Origin of the sequence: Methanobacterium alkalithermotolerans, from assembly GCF_018141185.1 — an archaeon.
GTDB lineage: Archaea > Methanobacteriota > Methanobacteria > Methanobacteriales > Methanobacteriaceae > Methanobacterium_F > Methanobacterium_F alkalithermotolerans.
This window is the reverse complement of sequence record NZ_CP058560.1, coordinates 1,479,550-1,496,166: the sequence shown is the minus strand read 5'-3', so window position 1 is coordinate 1,496,166 and position 16,617 is coordinate 1,479,550. Positions and strand designations below refer to the sequence as shown.

Here is a 16,617-nt window from a genome sequence, read left to right as displayed (position 1 = left end):
AATTTATTAACATTAATTTAATTAAAAGGGTGTTAAAATGAAAAAAATTCATTCCACTGTTCGTCTATTTCCCGGTGCCCATGTCCAGGGAAAAGTTGAAATTGATGAAAATTCTTCTGTGTGGTACAATGCAGTTGTAAGAGGAGATATAGAACCTATAAAAATCGGAAAATTCTCCAATATTCAGGATAACTGCGTGGTACATTCCTCAGCAGATTACCCAGTTAAAATAGGAGATTACGTTTCAGTAGGACATGCTGCCGTATTGCATGGATGCACCATAGATAAAAATGTGCTGATTGGCATGAATGCCACTGTTTTGAATGGAGCCCACATAGGGAAAGATTCTGTGGTAGGGGCCGGTGCGGTGGTCACTGAAGGAAAAAAATTCCCCTCCCGAAGTCTGATTATAGGAATGCCTGCCCGTCTAATTAAAGAGCTTAATGAGGAAGAAATTAGATCTATTAAAGAAAATGCTTTAAGATATAGTGTTCTTTCCCACGAAAGCCCATGATATGATGGGATATGTGCCAGATGTAAATTTTTTTAAAAATATATCTTTAGTTAAATGAGAGATTAGGCTTTAAGGATATTTTTAGTAGTTATTTTAGTATAGAATATATCAAAAAATAATTTAAGTGATTATATGGTTAAAATTCGGAAAATTATCAATGAATTAGACCCTTACATTCCTGGTAGATCCATAAAAGAAATTGCTAGTGAATATTCGCTCCAAAAAGAAGATATAATAAAATTGGGTTCCAATGAAAATCCCCTGGGTCCTTCACCCCGGGCCATAGAAGCCATAAAGGGAGAGCTGGATTTAATTAGCCAGTACCCTGAATCGGGATTAAGAGACCTTAAAGAAGAAATAGCAAAATATTCTGGTGTTTCTGCCCAGGAAGTTATTATTGGAGGGGACGGAGCTGACGAAATAATTGATGTTCTGGGAAAAACATTTTTAGATCCCGGATGTGAATTTATAGTTCCATTGCCATCTTATATGTACTATGAATTCACCCTGCGCACTCATGGGGCCATCCCTGTTTATGGACGCTGGGATGTGGAAGAAAATAAGCTGGATGTTGAGTCTGTGCTTGGTGCTATAACTCCTGAAACCAGATTAATATTTCTTTGTTCCCCAAATAATCCCACTGGTGGTTTAATTGATAAGGAAGATATTGAAACCATATTGAGCTCTACTGATGCTCTGGTGGTGGTGGATGAAGCTTATTTTGAATTCTCAGGAGTAAATAATATTGATCTTATCGACAAATATGAAAATTTATTTATACTCCGTACATTCTCCAAAGTAATGGGGCTGGCAGGTATGAGGATTGGTTATGGGCTTTCTAATCCCAGAATAATTGAGTACATGCACCGGGTGAAGCCTGTTTTTAGTTTGACTAACTTATCACACATTGCGGCTCTGGCCACACTTAGAGATACTGATTATCTGGAAGAATCAACCCGGGTGTCTGTTGAAAGTAGAGAATTCCTATATGAAAAAATCTCCAGGATAAATCATTTGAAGGTTTTTAAATCTAAAGCAAATTACTTGCTGGTGGATGTGCGTAAGACCGGCATGAATTCGTCCCAAATAGCAAAAAAACTATTGGAAAAAGGGATAATAGTTAGAGACTGTAAGTCATTTAAAGGTCTGGATGACTACTGGATCCGGGTTAGTGTAGGTACCATTCCTGAGGATGAAAGATTCATTGAAGTATTGCAAAATATACTAAATGAAAGCTGAAATTAGAAACTAAATATGATTTAGAGATGCAGGGTCTTATTAATTAATTAATTAAAAAATGTGGGCTAAATGAAAATTGGTGGTACCAATATATCTTCCTTTGATTTTCCAGGGAAAATGTCCCTGGTTATTTTTACAGGAGGCTGTACTTTAAGGTGTCCCTACTGCCATAACCCGGAAATAATTAATGGTGGAGATGAAGTAAGCTTAGATGAAATTTTTAAAAAAATTGAAGATGCTTCTGAATTTGTGGATGGAGTGGTAATTACCGGAGGAGAGCCCTTAATGCAGTGTACTGCTATAAAGAAAATTTTGAAATACGTACGTTCAAAGGGCCTCTTAGCCAAATTGGATACCAATGGATGTTTTCCAGATAGGCTGCAGCATGTTATTGAATTGGTAGATTATGTTAGTCTGGATATAAAAGCTCCCTTCGACAGGTATGGAGATTTGATTGGTTTAGATATCGGAAAAGACGTAGAAGAAAGTATGGAAATTGTTTTAAATTCTCCGAATACTTTTTTAGAATGCAGAACGACCTATGTACCTACCCTTCTTAATGAAAAAGATATTCATCAGATTTCAAGAGAAATAAATTGCGATTTATATACATTGCAGCAATTCAGGAATAGAATAGTTCTGGATCCATCTCTTGAATCTGTTCCCAGCCCTTCCCGAGAATTTTTAGGGGAACTGGCAAAAAAAATAAAGCCTCTTCTAAATAAAGTAAAAATAAAAACCTCTGAGTTTGGGGAAGAAATCATATAAAACTACTTTTAAGATGAAATTAAATAAGTTAGAGTGATTAAATGCCAATATTATCCTTTGGAAGCCGTAATATTGATCTTATTACTGGTAAAAAAACAATGACCATCAGGAAGTTATGGAAAAAGCCTGTTAAAAAAGGAGATAGGCTTCATTGTTACTGGAATCTGGTTTCTAAAGAAAGGGAGAAAGTTTTTGAAGCAGAAGTTATAGATGTGGAAATATTAACTTTCCATGAACTCTTAAAAAGAGATGATCTGATCCTGGAAGAAGGTTTTAAGGATTCTAAAGAATTAAAAACAGAGTTTCATAAAATGTATATCGAGGAGCTCAAAAAAGATACTCTTTTTCAGGTGATTAGATTTCGAAAATTGCCTATAGAATTATGGGAAGGGGAAAAAATTGATGAAAAAGCTATGATAACCCAGAGAGCCGATATTTTATTTGATTCTGGAAAATATAATCAATCGGCTATGTGCTACGATGCTGCTTTGAAATTTGATCCCCGGGACATTTATCTCTTAAATAAAAAAGGAGATAATTTAAGCCGTTTAGGTAAATTTGAAGAGGCAATTAAATGTTATAACCAGGCTTTAAATATAGATCCTGAAAATGAATTCGTATGGAATAACAAAGCCCTGGCTCTTTTAAATTCCGGGAACCCTGAAAAAGCATTAAAATCAAGCCAAAAAGCATTAGAGATTAATCCAGATAATTCAGTGATATTGTATTGGCAGGGATTTATTTTAGAAATGTTAGGAAAATATAAAGATGCCCTGCAAGCATATGATAAAGTTCTAGAATTAGATTACCAGAACCCGGAGGTATGGAACGCCCGGGGAAATTTATTAAGTGAGATAGGTAAAACAGAAGAAGCATTAGAATCATATGATAAGGCCTTAGAATTGTGTTTAGAAGATGAAGGTGATTCAGTAGCATTCAATAGAAAAGGAAATGCTCTTTTAGAGTTAGGACGATTTGAAGAAGCCCTGGAATGTTATGATGATGCTCTGGCTCTGGAAAAAAATAATTATATTTTCTGGAGCAATAAAGGCGTGGCTTTAATGGAATTAAATCGTTTTAATGAAGCAGTAGAATGTTTTAATAAAGTTTTACAAATCGATCCTTCTAATGATGATGCCCGGGTATTAAAAGATGAATGTCTGGAAAATTTATAATTTAAAATCTTTTTTCAAGTAAGGAAAATATCATATTCTTGGTGATGAAAATGTTCAGGGATCTTTTAATACCCGAGGAATTATGGGAAAAAGTTCTCCAGAAATCCTTAAAAAAGGAAAAGGGAGAGAGTACTCAAATTAGTAGAAATTTAATTCAAAAGCTGGTTTTGAAAAAATTAAGAAAAAAGAGATCTGTTAAAAAATACAGAAAATATGGTGTAACCCGGCAAGATCTGCAGGAAATAATAGAAATGGCGCAACTCCTCGGTTTAGAATTTTTTGGAGGTCCTTCTGATTTTGAAATCATCCAAAACCACCCTGAATGGTGTAATAATTGTGGGAAATGTTGTAGAGAATCCACCCCCATATTCATACACCGGGACGAATTAAACCCCTTATTACTTTTTAATCCTGATTTAAAAAATGAAATTATAGCTAACCCTGCTTATCCAGAACATTATAAGTTTAAAGAGGACCTTCCCTGCAAATTCCATGACATTGAAGATAAAAAATGTTCAATTTATGACAGCAGACCCCAGGTCTGTCAAAGTTATCCTCTGATTCTAGTTGAAGTAGAAAACAAGCCACATTACATCCCCCACTTGCAGCCAGATTGTAATTATATTATCTCCTTAGTTCTGGAAAAGTCCATGATATTATTTGATGAATCCCTGAAAAAATTAAATTCTAATTAATTAATAATATTATATCTAAATCTGAAAAATAAGTAGTGTATAAACAAAATTTTCATAAATAGTTAATCTCCCCCTTTTTGTTAATGGGTTCTAACTATGGAAATAAAAACCAATAAATCAAAAGTATGTTTAATTCCCTATCTGCAGGATGAATACTTCTTAAAAGATATGCTGACATTTTTAGCTGGTTTGGGAAAGGCCCTGAGTTCCACCGGCATATCAGTAACCACCATCCAATCCATTCTATATAATGTTGCCCGGGCCTATCAGGTTAAGGCCGAGATACTGGTTTTTACCACATTCATAATTATCAAAGTGGGGGATGAAGAATCATCCCCCTTAACTACTGTAAATCAAATATATGGACTATCGCAATTAAATACTATTTCAGAGCTCTATGAACTGATTTATAAAGTTGAAAAAGCAGAAATAACCCCTAGAGAAGGTATTAAATGCCTCAAAAAAATCAATGCGCATCCGCACCGTTTTGGAAAAATCGGGATGTTAATTGGCTATGTTTTTTTTGCAGTGGGTTTAGGATTATTATTGCAACCCAACTCTCAGCAATTAATTGTTTCAGGAATACTGGGATTTTTAGTAGGAATTTTACTAATTTTCACCCAAGATAAGCCCCGTTTAGCTCTTATAAAACCAGTTATAGGTTCTTTCCTGGTTTCGATTATATTTTTTTGGGGGGTGAAAAATGGGTTCCTTACCGGATCCATACTGCTAATTATACCTGCCCTGGCATATTTTTTACCTGGTGCCACCCTGACCACCGGAATGTTTGAATTAGCATCTGGAGATTTAATTTCAGGAGCAAGCAGGGTGATTTATGGCATAACCATTTTATTCTTGCTTCTTTTTGGGGTTTTAAATGGTTTTAAAATCATAGGGCTTCCTCAAGAAGATTTACTGGTGGTAGCAGCGGCCAATACCATTGGATGGTGGGCTCCCTATATAGGGATTATGCTTTTTGGTATAGGGATGTTTCTTTTCTTGTCCATGCGGAATAGAGACTTTCCATGGGTAATAATAGTGCTTTATGTGGCTTTTTTAGGGCAAAGTTTGGGTAATTATTTTATTGGTGGGTTTTTCGGGGCATTTTTTGGTTCACTGCTTATGACCATCAGTGGAGCCTTAATAGGGCGTTCCCCCATGAGAACACCCAGCTTTGTATCCACTCTTTCTGCCTTCTGGCTACTGGTTCCCGGTTCTCTGGGGTTCATAACACTGGCAAATTTAATAGGGCCCAACTATTCCAGTGGAATTGCTGATGTAATTCAGGTAATTATGAGTGTTGTGGCTATATCTTTAGGTCTGTTAATTGGAGCAGTTATTGCCGAACCTCTGAAGTTGCAAAAAATAAAATTAAAAAAGTTTAAAAAATAAGTCAGGGATATAGAAATAATTAGTCTTCATCCTGAGAATTTTTATGTATCCTTCCCTAATTTATAAAAGAGGTCTTAGGAGTCCTGGAAAAAATTAATTCTGGAAATCATATGCTCCCTATAAAAAAAGCTGAATCATATACCCCGGGACATAATAATAGTCCGCGGGTTCTACTTGTAGGATATAATGGTGCAAATAATACTGGTTCAGAATCCCGATTGCTGTCCATTATCCAGGATATTCGATGGGCTTTAGGACCAGAGGTACGGCTAACCATACCCACCCTTAATGAAGAAAAGCTAAAAAGATATGTGCAAAAAGAAAAAAACCTTAAAATTGTACCATTGCCTTCTATTTATTTTTTAAGTTTGCGAAAACTGGTAAAAAATCATGATTTTATATTGCTAATCGAAGGTAGCTGTTATATGGATACCTGGACTTCTGCATTATTATGGGCGTTTCTATGGGCTACCCGGTGTGCTCATACATTTAAAAAACCTTGCCTGGCTTATGCTGTCGATGCGGGAGATTTATCTCCCTTAAACAAGTTTTTGGTGAAAAAAGAAGCCAGTAAAAGTAACCTCATAATAACCCGTAACTATAAATCTGCAGAAATTCTAAAATCTGTAGGGGTGACTGCCCCTATTAAAATTACTGCAGATTGTGCTTTAAATTTTGAATCCCATACCCTTAATGGAATTGTAGAACACTTCTCTCCACATAGAGGGTTAGCCGGCATGGCGGTGGTGAATTTTTATTTATGGCCTGTGGTTTTAAGGCCCTTTGGAAAGAAAAAAGATGAATATAAATGGCCCTATTATTTTTCACATTCTAAAAAAAGAGAAAAGCTGGAAAAAAAACTGGCCAGATCATGGGCAAAGCAGGCAGATCGTTTGGTGGACATCCACCACAAGAATATTGCATTAATCTGTATGGAAGACCTGGATGAAGGCCTGGCTCACCAGGTATTATCTTATATGAAAAATAAAGAGAATGCCCAAATTTTTTCTTCTAAAGATTTAAATGCATCCAAAATGACAGGGTTACTCCAAAATTTAGATATCTTAATTACTTCTCGTTATCATGCTTCCATATTGTCTTTATCTCATCAGGTGCCGCAAATAGCAATAGGACATGACCGCCGCCTGGAAATATTGTATGAAGAGCTGAAAATGTATCCGGATTATTTTTTTAAATACGATGATCCTGATTTATGGGAAAAAGTGGAAAATAAAGTAGATGAGATTTTAGAAAATCCAGCTAAAACCCAAAGATTGCTGGAAAGTGGATTTGAAAATCAGTATTCCCGTTCTCTCCAGAATCGAAGTCTCCTTAAATCATTTCTTAAAGGAGGAAAATAATGATCCAGGGAGATTATGTTCTTTTAAGTGGGGCCAATGGGTTTTTAGGAACACAAATAGCTTTAAAGCTTATTAGTTGTGATTTAAAAATAATAGCCCTGGTAAGAAGTAGAACTAATCAAGATGCTGAAACTCGTTTGAAAAGAGCCTGGTGGGAATTTCCAGAGTTATTAGAAGCCCTGAAGAATAATCAGGTGGAATTAATTTCAGGAAATGTGGAAAAGAATCATTTAGGAATGGATGAGACAGTTTACCAGGATTTAGCCTTAAAAACTAATTATATAATCCATGCAGCAGCTGATTTAAGATTAAATGCTCCTTTGGATGAACTTAGAAAAGTGAATGTTCAGGGCACAATTAATATGCTTGAAATGGCAAAAAACTGCAAAAAAGATGCTTTTAAACGTTTTTCCCATGTATCCACCGCTTATGTTGCCGGAAAGTGTGAAGGAGAAGTCCTTGAAGATGATTTATCAGATCGGTGCGGATTTTCCAGTAACTATGAGCAAAGTAAGTATGAAGCGGAAAAAGAAGTTATAAAATCTGGAATCCCTTACTCCATCTTCCGACCCGGGATGATTGTGGGAGACTCCCGAACAGGGGCCATTAAAAATTTCAATACCATCTATGTTCCTTTGAGGCTGTATTTTAATGGTAAATTGAAGTTAATACCTGTTTCACCCCTTAATAAAATAAATATGGTGCCTGTAGATTATGTTTCCAAAACCATAGTTGATTTAAGCCTCAAGAAAAAAGCAGAGAAATTAACTTTCCATCTAACCGCCCCTGATGAATCATTACCTTCTATTCGAGAATTAGTGGATTTTACCCGGCAGTGGGCCAATGAAAAATGGAATATCCATTTGCCTGCTCCTCTTTTTTTAGGCCTACCTATGGGTGCTGTTAAAAAATTCTTTGATATTGCAGGATACTTCTTAAAAAATCAAAAAGGATTTCAAATATCTGTTTTAAGTCATCTAACCCCATATATAAAAGAAAATCGAAGATTTAGTCGCCGAAATACGGATTTATTATCCGGACCATATTCACTTTCCTGGAAAGACTTCATGGGTCCCCTGTTGAACTATGCAATTTATGCCGGATTTTTTCATCGATCAGATCGTACCGTGCATGAACAAATTATGCACCGCCTGAAAAGCAAAACATTCCCGGTTACTTTGTATGACGTGGTGAATGGAGAATTCGAGTGTAAAAATGGAATTAACATTAGAAATAAAATTATAAAAGCCGTCCAGGCATTGAAATATTTAGGAATCACCCCTGGAGATAGGGTAGCACTGGTGGGTTATAACAGTACCCGCTATCTCATTTTAGATGTGGCCCTGGGATTATCCGGGGTAATAACCGTGCCCATCTATTATACCAGTCCTCCTATAGAAATTGAAGAAATGGTAAAAGACAGCGGTTCTCGAATACTATTTATAGGAACCCCTGATTTATTAAAAGAATCATCTAAACTGGATTTGAACATCCCCTTAATATCATTTACCCGTGATTCTAATTCTGAATTGATTAAAGAGGACATCATACCGTGGGAAAAGTTTATGGAAATGGGAAATCATGATAAAAAGGATATAAATGCACCGGTCGACTTTGAGAGTGCTGCCACTATTCGTTACACCTCCGGTACCACAGGAACCCCCCGGGGAGTTCAGTTCAATCATGGGAATCTTCGGTGGATGGGAGAATTTATAGCTTCCATGCCTCCCTGGGAAGACCGTATAAAAGAAGTATCTTATTTATCTTTTTTACCTATGAATCATGTTGTAGAAGGAATTTTAGGTACTTATTCTCCATATTATGCTCCTGCACCCTTAAAATTGTATTTTATGGAGGAATTCCATGACTTATCCCAGGCACTGCCCCGGATTAATCCCACCATATTTTTTTCCGTGCCCCGGTTTTATGAAAAACTTTGGACTAAATTGGAAGAAAACTGGCTGGGCAGACTATATCTGAGAATAGATGAATCCCTGCTTAAATCTATTTTAAGAAGAATATTAAGAAGAAGTTTACTGAAAAAATCGGGTTTAAAGAATTGTGCGCAGCTGATAGTTGGTTCTGCCCCGGTAAGTGAAAAGCTCCTTTATGATTATAGAAAACTGGGAATTGAAATTCACAATGCATATGGCCTAACTGAAGCGCCATTAATAACCATTAATCGGTGGGGAGATAATAATTTAGAAACTGTGGGAAAGCCATTACCATTTACCAAAATTAAAATTGCAAAAGATGGGGAAATCATGGTTAAAGGACCTCAAACCACTTCAGGATATTTTAATAATGATTCTAAATTTTTATTCCAGGAAGACTGGTTATTAACCGGAGATTATGGATACTTAAATTCAGATGAAAGCCTGGTAATTACCGGACGTAAAAAAGAAGTATTGATAAATGCTTATGGTAAAACTATAAATCCCCTTAAAATAGAAACCCGTTTAAAATCTTTGAGCGGTATAGATGAAGCTCTTCTGATAGGAGATAGCCGGGCATATTGTGTGGCACTTTTGTGGAGTGATGAATTTTTAAAGCCACCTGCACAATTAGATGATGAAATTAATGAGCTTAATTCTAATCTGGCCAATCCAGAGAAAGTGAAAAAATGGGTGGTTTTGAAAAATGATCTTTCCATTGAGGCCGGGGATTTGACTGCTAATTTGAAACTTAAAAGAAATAATATTATGCAACGTTTTGAAAAAACCATAGAAAATCTGTACCATGCTGAGGAATCAGATAATAAAAGTCAGGATATATTACATATGGGGATAGCAAATAAGGAGTTTTGAGTTTTAGATGAACCTTAGATTATTGCTGGCATCCTGGTGGATACCAGAATATTTTTTAAAAAAGGAACTTAATAATCTGGCCAGTTTAACCATTGCTGAACTGGATAATATTCTTAAAAAACATGACCCGGATTCTTTAAAAAATATAAATCCTTTATCCATTCCATTAAAGGGAAATTTAAATCATATACGCCTTAAAATGATTCAAGGTCATGAAATTCGGGTCAAAGCACTGGAAAATTTGATAGGCAAAGAAAGAAGTATTGAGTTGGCCCGGCCAGCTATGTTTGAAGTGGGTTATCGTCTGGGATTAGAATTTAAAAAAAAATTGAGTATTAAAGATGATCTTGAAGAAGTTATGATTGCCGCCCATATTCTTTATAAGGTTTTAGGAATTGAATTTGAATTTCAGGATAATAAAACAGATCCGCATATAATTATAAGTCATTGTGAGCTTGCATCATATTATTCCCCCTTATCTTGCCATATTTTAAGTGGGGCAGATGAAGGAGTTCTGAAAGGTTTGAATCCTGCCTTTGAAATGAAATTTATTAAAAGAATTACCGAAGGGGCTTCCTGCTGTAAGGCCCGGTTGAAATTAAAAAATTAAAATGAAAGGAGATTTAAATGAAGGCCATTGTAGTGGGTAGTGGAGCATCAGGTGCTACCATAGCTCGCGAACTATCAAAAAACGGTTTAGAAGTATTAATATTAGAAGCAGGTGGAAATTTCAAACCATTTACTCGTCACGTTTCCTGGTCAGAGCCTTTTAGAAAGTTAGGAATTTTAGGAAGTGCATCCAATATAAATAAGATATTCCCACCTATGAATTCTATAAAATCATCCCCTGATCTGGCACTTTTTAGAGGAATTACCACTGGAGGTTGCACCGTTCTCACCTGCGGTAATCTGGTTCGTGCCGAGGAAGGTCTCCACCACATAGGCCTTAAGCTGGAATCTGAATTTCAGGAACTGGAAAATTTAATTAAAGTGGAAACTTTCCCGGAAAATAGATGGCGACCATTAAGTCGGGAAATGTTTAAAAGCGCGGTAAAGTTAGGTCTTGATCCTGAAAGTACGCCTAAGGCAGTTAATGAGAAAAAATGTATTTCCTGTGGACTATGTGAATTGGGGTGTGTTAAAGGGGCTCGCTGGGATTCTAGAAATTTTATTGATGATGCTTGTGCTGGTGGCGCCACTATTAAAATAAATTCTCCGGTTAAAAAAGTAATAATAGAGAAGGGAATAGTTAAGGGAGTAGAAACAGGTTCTATCCTGGGAAAAAATACTTATAAAAGTGATCTGGTAGTGCTGGCTGCCGGAGGAATTGGCAGTGCCCAGATTCTGGAAAATTCAGGTATAGAAACCTCCCCCCACTTATGGGCAGATGTGGTTCTTACTATGGGAGGAATATTTAAAAATGCTAAGATGCTTAAAGAGCCCCCCATGGTCTGGTACAGTAAACAGGAAGATTATATTCTATCTCCTTATGTGGATATACTATCCCACTGGTTTCATAAGCCCTGGCGAAAAGTATCAATAAATGATCGGGTGGGGATGATGGTTAAATTGGCAGATTCAGAGGAGGGAAAAGTAGACAAACAGGGAAAGGTGGATAAAAACTTATCCCCTAAAGACCGGGATACTCTAAAAAAAGCCAGCTCAATGGCCAGTCTTATTATGAAAGAATCCGGCGTAAAGGGACCTTATATTCAGGGCATGTATAATGGAGGGCATTTAGGAGGGACCTTCCCCTTAGAAGCAGCTGATGTGAAAAATATGAGGTCAGAGCAATTACCCTCAGGTTTATGGGTGGGAGATTTATCTCTGGTCCCCCGATCGCAGGGAATGCCCACCATGTTACTTGCTGCAGCTATAGGACTTAGAGTAGCCCGAAAAATACTGGAAAGCATGCCTGATGCTGCAAAATGAAAAGAATAGGTAAGGAGTTAATAAAATATTAAAAAATTTAAAGTAAATAATTATTTTAAATATTTTTCCACCAGGGAAATTCCCCAGTTGGCCATTTCTTCAGCATTTTGAGGACTATCCGACTCTGAAAAACACCTGAAAATTGGTTCAGTCCCGGAAGGCCTGATTATAACCCATCCCTCTGGAGTAATTATCTTAACTCCGTCAGTGGTATCTAATTCAAATTTACGATTGTCCTGGCTAATTTCATCGGCAATGAGCTGCATCACCTTATTTTTAAGATCATCTGGACATTTTATTTTCATTTTTTCGGAATAATATACGGGTAATTCTGCAACCAGTTCTGATAGTGGTTTTTTCTCCAGAGAAATTATTTCAATTATCTTGGCTGCCGAGAGTGCTGCATCCCGACCATATACAAAATCGGGGAAAATAAGGCCTCCATTTTCTTCTCCTCCAAAGAGGCCTTCTTTTTCTTTGAGTTTTCTGGCAACCAGCAAATCCCCCACTGCCGTGGTAATAACTTCCCCCTTATTTTGTTGTGCTATGTCATAGATGGCAGAAGAAGTAGCCACGGTGGTAACTATGATTCCCCCATTATTTTCCTTAAGTAGCTGTTTTTCTACCAAAGCAAAAGTTTTATCACCCAATACAAAGTTTCCCTTTTCATCAATACAAATAGTTCTATCTGCATCTCCGTCATGGGCCAGACCTAAATCCGCTCCAGTGGATTTAACCACTTCTATCAATTCTTTCAGATTATTTTCAACTGGTTCCGGGTCTCTTCCCGGGAAAAATCCATCTGGCTGACAGTTTAAAGTTAAAACTTCACAGCCCAATTCTCTTAAAATATACGGTGCTGTGAAGCATGCTGCTCCTGATCCACAATCAACCACCACTTTTAAGTTAGCATCTTTTATTGCCTCTTGATTAACCCGCTGTAGTACCTGATCTTGATATTCCTTCACCAGTCCCGGCCGGGTACTGAATTCACCTAAATTCTTCCAGCTAGCTCTTTTTGGATTTTCATTGAAGAAAATATCTTCAATTTTTTCCTCCATTTCATCGGAAATTCCAATACCATCTTCATCCACGAATTTTATTCCATTGTATTCAGGAGGATTGTGGGAAGCGGTGATAATGACTCCCCCATCATAATAATTCCGGACTGCATATTGAACTGCCGGAGTGGGTAATAATCCCAGATCTATCACATCACATCCACTGGATAAAAGACCGGCCATTACCGACATTTTTATCAGAGGTGTTGATGTTCGAGGATCTCCACCTACCGCAATTTTACCCTGAATTAGAGTCCCATATGCGGATGATAGCTTAGAAGCAAATTCCGGAGTTAATTCATGATTAGCAATTCTCCTAACACCAAATGTACCAAATAATCTTTTCATTTTATCGATTCCTTCTAATTATTTTATTTTTAAATTAATCCCCTGATATTCATATAAAAGTTTTTTAAAGGAAATATATTAATTTTTTTCTAATTCAAAAACTTTATAATTTTTATTTAAGTAAACTAATCTAGAATATGGTGGTTCTGCCACACCTCGAGGTAAAATTATATATCCTGCCTGATCCTGCCGGATATCATCTCTATTAAAATCACCCTGTAAATATTTTAATATATTCAATCCCCGGAGCATACCCGGAGCATAGCCCCCTGCAGAAACCGGCTGCCGGGAAATGGATACAATTAAAGGATCCAGTTCATAGTTATAAGACACCACTAAACTCTCTTTATCCCCATTATCCTTAAACCATTTAGATAATTCAAAATCAGACGGTTTTATGAAAGGAGATGCAGAGTTTACTGTACTGTAGCCAAAACTGAATCCGAAAATAATAATTAATGCCATTAAAATATATGCTGGTCTTTTATCACCCTCTACAGTTATGCATTGGATGCCCAATGCTGCCAAAAGCATTAAAGGGAAAACCGCAAAGTTTAAGATTCTTTCACTTAATACCGGGATTCCTATAAAATGAGCCAGGCTGAAAAGGAGTATAGCTATTGTCCATACCAATATAAGTAAATCCTGTTTTTTTCTTCTTTTGGATGCATAAAAAGAGCCTATAAATGAAAATATTAAGGGGACTATTCCGAAAAGGGTTAAATATTTAAAAAGTTCTATTCCCTGGGCAGGAGGAGATTTAAATGAAAAGCCATAGCTTAAAATTAGGGGCAAATACCACACCGCAGCTATAGCCATAGAAGTGGCCAATAAAACTAAAAATTGTTTTAATACAGGTTCTTTTTGAATCAAACCTATAATAATGGTGTATATAAGAATAATCAAGATTATAATGCTTGATGAAAGTAAATGGGTTAATAATACCATACCCAGCAGTATCCCTGCTAAAAGTGCCGGGAATAATTTATTATTTTCCAGTGAAATGTAATAAAAATAAGCCAGTAGAGGCAATAGTATTAAGGCCATGGTTTCCGGTATGGGAATAATCATTCTGCTAAAAAAAGTGGTGAACATCACAAAAATACCGGTTAAAAAGCCAGTAGTTGCATTATACATCCTGTAAGCAACAAAAGAAAATGAAAGTATGGTTAAAGAGCCCAGAACTGGTTGGATATATCGGGCTGAGTCAAATAAAGTCCATCCAAATATTTCTTTTAAGGAAATAAGTAAGAAATGAAAAAGAGGTGGATAAAATATTGGCCGTCCATAGGGAGCATAAGTTAAATCATCAAAAAAAATAAGCCCGTTTTCTAAATAAAGTTGACTGATATGTATATGATAAAATATGTCCCAGCTAAGCGGCCATTGATATTTAAAAGTAGGAATGAGTATCAAGCAAAATGTTATAAGTGCAGGAATAAAAATAAATATAATATTCTTATTTTCTTTAATTTTAGGCATGATAGGGAAATGCAATAAATCACCATTCTTAGCTTAAATTAAATATATTCAATATTTAAATATAAGTAATTGCATGGTGTGGCCTATTAAATACAGGTTTTATTTGAGATTTAAAAGAATTTATAGTTATAGTAAAATATCAGGACTGCTTATATGAAATTAATAACCATTATTCCGGCGTATAATGAGGAAAAAGCCATAATTAAGGTGGTCAGAGAATCTTTGAAGTATTCAGAGGTTCTGGTTATTGATGATGGATCAGAGGATGATACTGCTCTTTTGGCAAAAAATGCAGGTGCTATTGTAATTAGCCACCCCCATAATTTAGGTAAGGGTGCTGCATTAAAAACAGGTATTAAATATGCGCAGAATCATGATTATGGCACAATGGTATTTATAGATGGAGATGGCCAACATGACCCTCATTTGATACCTCTTCTATCTTCAAAAGTAAATGGAAATGATCTGGTTATTGGATCCCGTTTTAAAGAGGGCTCCCCTCAGTACATGCCAATTCAAAGAAGAATTTCTAACCGCTTCACCACTTTTATCATCAGTAAATTAACTGGTTACACCTTGACTGATAGTCAGAGTGGTTTTCGGGCATTATCATCTACAGCAGGGAATATATTTCTTAATATAGGGTACAATGATTATATTTTTGAGTCAGAAATGTTATATATGGCCTATAAAAATAATCTGCAATTGGAGGAGGTAAATATACCCTGTTATTATGGGGAAGAAAAGTCTTATGTAACCAGTAAACACGCTCTAAAATATTTGTTTTTTGTAATAAAACGCATATTGAGGAAATTTAAAAGGAGAGTTTTTTCTTGAAGCGTTATTATGTCCTGTCCCTTAGTTTAATTTTAGTAGCAGTCCTTATCCTATGGATAGGTCCCCTGAACTTATTAAAGGAGATAGGATCGGCTAACTGGTTATTGCTTTTACTGGCAGTAATTATTCACCTCTTGGGAGTTGGTTTAAGGGCGTTTAGATGGGGTTTTATTATAAATAAGCCCTGGGATTTTAAAAATAATTTTGTGGTAAAAACCATAGGACTTTTTGCAGGTAATTTTTCACCAGTAAGAAGTGCTGGAGAGCCAGTTACTGCTCTTGCTGGAAAAAAAATAAATGAAATTGAAGTTTCAGAAGGCCTATCAGCGGGCTTGACTGAGAGATTTTTTGACCTGGTGATTGTGGGAATCTTTTTAATAGCTTCCAGTTTTTTAATACCAAAAATACGTTTTCTTTCCATAATAGGGGCAATTCTTTCCCTGGGAATGGTTGCCCTGATTTATGTGGTTAACTGGAGAGAAAGTAGCAGTATAATGATTTATAAAAAAATTCATCCGTTTCTGGAAAAGCTGCCCATTAAAGCAGAGGTTATAGATAATTTTTATAATAAAGCCATTAAAGGGCTCCAGGGTATGGTGGAATATACCCGGTCATTTACCAGTTTTAAAAATATGAGTATAATGATTTTTTTATCTATATCCTGCTGGTTAATAGAATGTCTGAGGCTTTTAGTTGTTTTTTATGCATTTGATGTGGAAATTAGTCTGGTATCAGTGATTATAATTTTTTTACTGGCCAATTTCATAGGAGTTGTTAGTGCGCTGCCCGGAGGTATTGGTTCAATAGAATTATCTATGACTGGTTTATTTGTTCTTTTTGGTGTTTCTGGAGATTTAGCAGGGATTATTGCTTTAACAGATAGATTATTATCCTTCTGGATAGTTAGTTTCCTGGGGTTAATATTTTCTTCATTCTATGCCCATGAAATACTGGATGAAATCAAAAAATATACTCTGGATAGCAAAGGTATGAAAAAGTCTTGAAA

The 16,617-nt window shown here is 36.0% G+C and carries 14 protein-coding genes; 12 read left to right on the top strand and 2 right to left on the bottom strand.

The window, feature by feature from the left end:
• The first annotated feature begins 37 nt into the window (after positions 1-37).
• The 10 genes from HYG87_RS07340 to HYG87_RS07295 all read left to right on the top strand — a co-directional run bounded on the left by HYG87_RS07340 (position 38) and on the right by HYG87_RS07295 (position 11,883).
• Positions 38-514: a gamma carbonic anhydrase family protein gene (locus HYG87_RS07340; RefSeq protein ID WP_211532540.1), complete on the top strand. Its 477-nt coding sequence runs from the start codon at positions 38-40 to the stop codon at positions 512-514.
• A 132-nt stretch (positions 515-646) separates the two neighbouring features.
• The gene (hisC, locus tag HYG87_RS07335) at positions 647-1,753 is read left to right on the top strand and encodes a histidinol-phosphate transaminase (RefSeq protein ID WP_211532539.1); all 1,107 of its coding nucleotides are present in this window, start codon (positions 647-649) and stop codon (positions 1,751-1,753) included.
• 69 nt (positions 1,754-1,822) lie between these two features.
• Positions 1,823-2,521 carry an anaerobic ribonucleoside-triphosphate reductase activating protein gene (locus tag HYG87_RS07330; protein WP_211532538.1) on the top strand — a complete coding sequence of 233 codons (699 nt, stop codon included), beginning with the start codon at positions 1,823-1,825 and terminating at the stop codon, positions 2,519-2,521.
• Positions 2,522-2,562: 41 nt separating this feature from the next.
• On the top strand, positions 2,563-3,696 hold the full coding sequence (locus HYG87_RS07325) for a tetratricopeptide repeat protein (RefSeq protein WP_211532537.1): 1,134 nt from the start codon (positions 2,563-2,565) through the stop codon (positions 3,694-3,696).
• 50 nt (positions 3,697-3,746) lie between these two features.
• Positions 3,747-4,391 (top strand): YkgJ family cysteine cluster protein, encoded by a 645-nt coding sequence (locus tag HYG87_RS07320; RefSeq protein ID WP_211532536.1) that lies wholly within the window; start codon positions 3,747-3,749, stop codon positions 4,389-4,391.
• A gap of 96 nt (positions 4,392-4,487) precedes the next feature.
• A complete protein-coding gene (locus HYG87_RS07315; RefSeq protein WP_249164825.1) occupies positions 4,488-5,783 on the top strand; it encodes a threonine/serine exporter family protein in 1,296 nt (431 codons plus the stop codon).
• Positions 5,784-5,893: 110 nt separating this feature from the next.
• Positions 5,894-7,144 carry a polysaccharide pyruvyl transferase family protein gene (locus HYG87_RS07310; RefSeq protein ID WP_211532535.1) on the top strand — a complete coding sequence of 417 codons (1,251 nt, stop codon included), beginning with the start codon at positions 5,894-5,896 and terminating at the stop codon, positions 7,142-7,144.
• Positions 7,144-9,951 carry an SDR family oxidoreductase gene (locus tag HYG87_RS07305; RefSeq protein WP_211532534.1) on the top strand — a complete coding sequence of 936 codons (2,808 nt, stop codon included), beginning with the start codon at positions 7,144-7,146 and terminating at the stop codon, positions 9,949-9,951. The genes HYG87_RS07310 and HYG87_RS07305 overlap by 1 nt, the downstream gene beginning before the upstream one ends.
• A 7-nt stretch (positions 9,952-9,958) precedes the next feature.
• On the top strand, positions 9,959-10,561 hold the full coding sequence (locus HYG87_RS07300; RefSeq protein WP_211532533.1) for an L-2-amino-thiazoline-4-carboxylic acid hydrolase: 603 nt from the start codon (positions 9,959-9,961) through the stop codon (positions 10,559-10,561).
• Between the two features lie 17 nt (positions 10,562-10,578).
• Positions 10,579-11,883: a GMC family oxidoreductase N-terminal domain-containing protein gene (locus HYG87_RS07295; RefSeq protein WP_211532532.1), complete on the top strand. Its 1,305-nt coding sequence runs from the start codon at positions 10,579-10,581 to the stop codon at positions 11,881-11,883.
• A 50-nt stretch (positions 11,884-11,933) separates the two neighbouring features.
• Here HYG87_RS07295 and glmM read toward each other — a convergent pair whose 3' ends face one another.
• Positions 11,934-13,292 carry a phosphoglucosamine mutase gene (gene glmM / locus HYG87_RS07290; RefSeq protein ID WP_211532531.1) on the bottom strand — a complete coding sequence of 453 codons (1,359 nt, stop codon included), beginning with the start codon at positions 13,290-13,292 and terminating at the stop codon, positions 11,934-11,936.
• 78 nt (positions 13,293-13,370) lie between these two features.
• On the bottom strand, positions 13,371-14,789 hold the full coding sequence (locus HYG87_RS07285) for an STT3 domain-containing protein (RefSeq protein WP_211532530.1): 1,419 nt from the start codon (positions 14,787-14,789) through the stop codon (positions 13,371-13,373).
• Between the two features lie 138 nt (positions 14,790-14,927).
• On the opposite strand from HYG87_RS07285, the gene HYG87_RS07280 reads away from it, so the two are divergent.
• The gene (locus tag HYG87_RS07280; protein WP_211532529.1) at positions 14,928-15,611 is read left to right on the top strand and encodes a glycosyltransferase family 2 protein; all 684 of its coding nucleotides are present in this window, start codon (positions 14,928-14,930) and stop codon (positions 15,609-15,611) included.
• On the top strand, positions 15,608-16,615 hold the full coding sequence (locus HYG87_RS07275; protein ID WP_211532528.1) for a UPF0104 family protein: 1,008 nt from the start codon (positions 15,608-15,610) through the stop codon (positions 16,613-16,615). Before HYG87_RS07280 ends, HYG87_RS07275 begins: the two co-directional genes overlap by 4 nt.
• Positions 16,616-16,617: the final 2 nt, after the last annotated feature.

Coding starts and splice junctions, on each gene's coding strand:
- HYG87_RS07340 (WP_211532540.1), top strand. CDS start 38: ATGAAAAAAATTCATTCCACTGTTCGTCTATTTCCCGGTGCCCATGTC.
- hisC (WP_211532539.1), top strand. CDS start 647: ATGGTTAAAATTCGGAAAATTATCAATGAATTAGACCCTTACATTCCT.
- HYG87_RS07330 (WP_211532538.1), top strand. CDS start 1,823: ATGAAAATTGGTGGTACCAATATATCTTCCTTTGATTTTCCAGGGAAA.
- HYG87_RS07325 (WP_211532537.1), top strand. CDS start 2,563: ATGCCAATATTATCCTTTGGAAGCCGTAATATTGATCTTATTACTGGT.
- HYG87_RS07320 (WP_211532536.1), top strand. CDS start 3,747: ATGTTCAGGGATCTTTTAATACCCGAGGAATTATGGGAAAAAGTTCTC.
- HYG87_RS07315 (WP_249164825.1), top strand. CDS start 4,488: ATGGAAATAAAAACCAATAAATCAAAAGTATGTTTAATTCCCTATCTG.
- HYG87_RS07310 (WP_211532535.1), top strand. CDS start 5,894: ATGCTCCCTATAAAAAAAGCTGAATCATATACCCCGGGACATAATAAT.
- HYG87_RS07305 (WP_211532534.1), top strand. CDS start 7,144: ATGATCCAGGGAGATTATGTTCTTTTAAGTGGGGCCAATGGGTTTTTA.
- HYG87_RS07300 (WP_211532533.1), top strand. CDS start 9,959: ATGAACCTTAGATTATTGCTGGCATCCTGGTGGATACCAGAATATTTT.
- HYG87_RS07295 (WP_211532532.1), top strand. CDS start 10,579: ATGAAGGCCATTGTAGTGGGTAGTGGAGCATCAGGTGCTACCATAGCT.
- glmM (WP_211532531.1), bottom strand. CDS start 13,292: ATGAAAAGATTATTTGGTACATTTGGTGTTAGGAGAATTGCTAATCAT.
- HYG87_RS07280 (WP_211532529.1), top strand. CDS start 14,928: ATGAAATTAATAACCATTATTCCGGCGTATAATGAGGAAAAAGCCATA.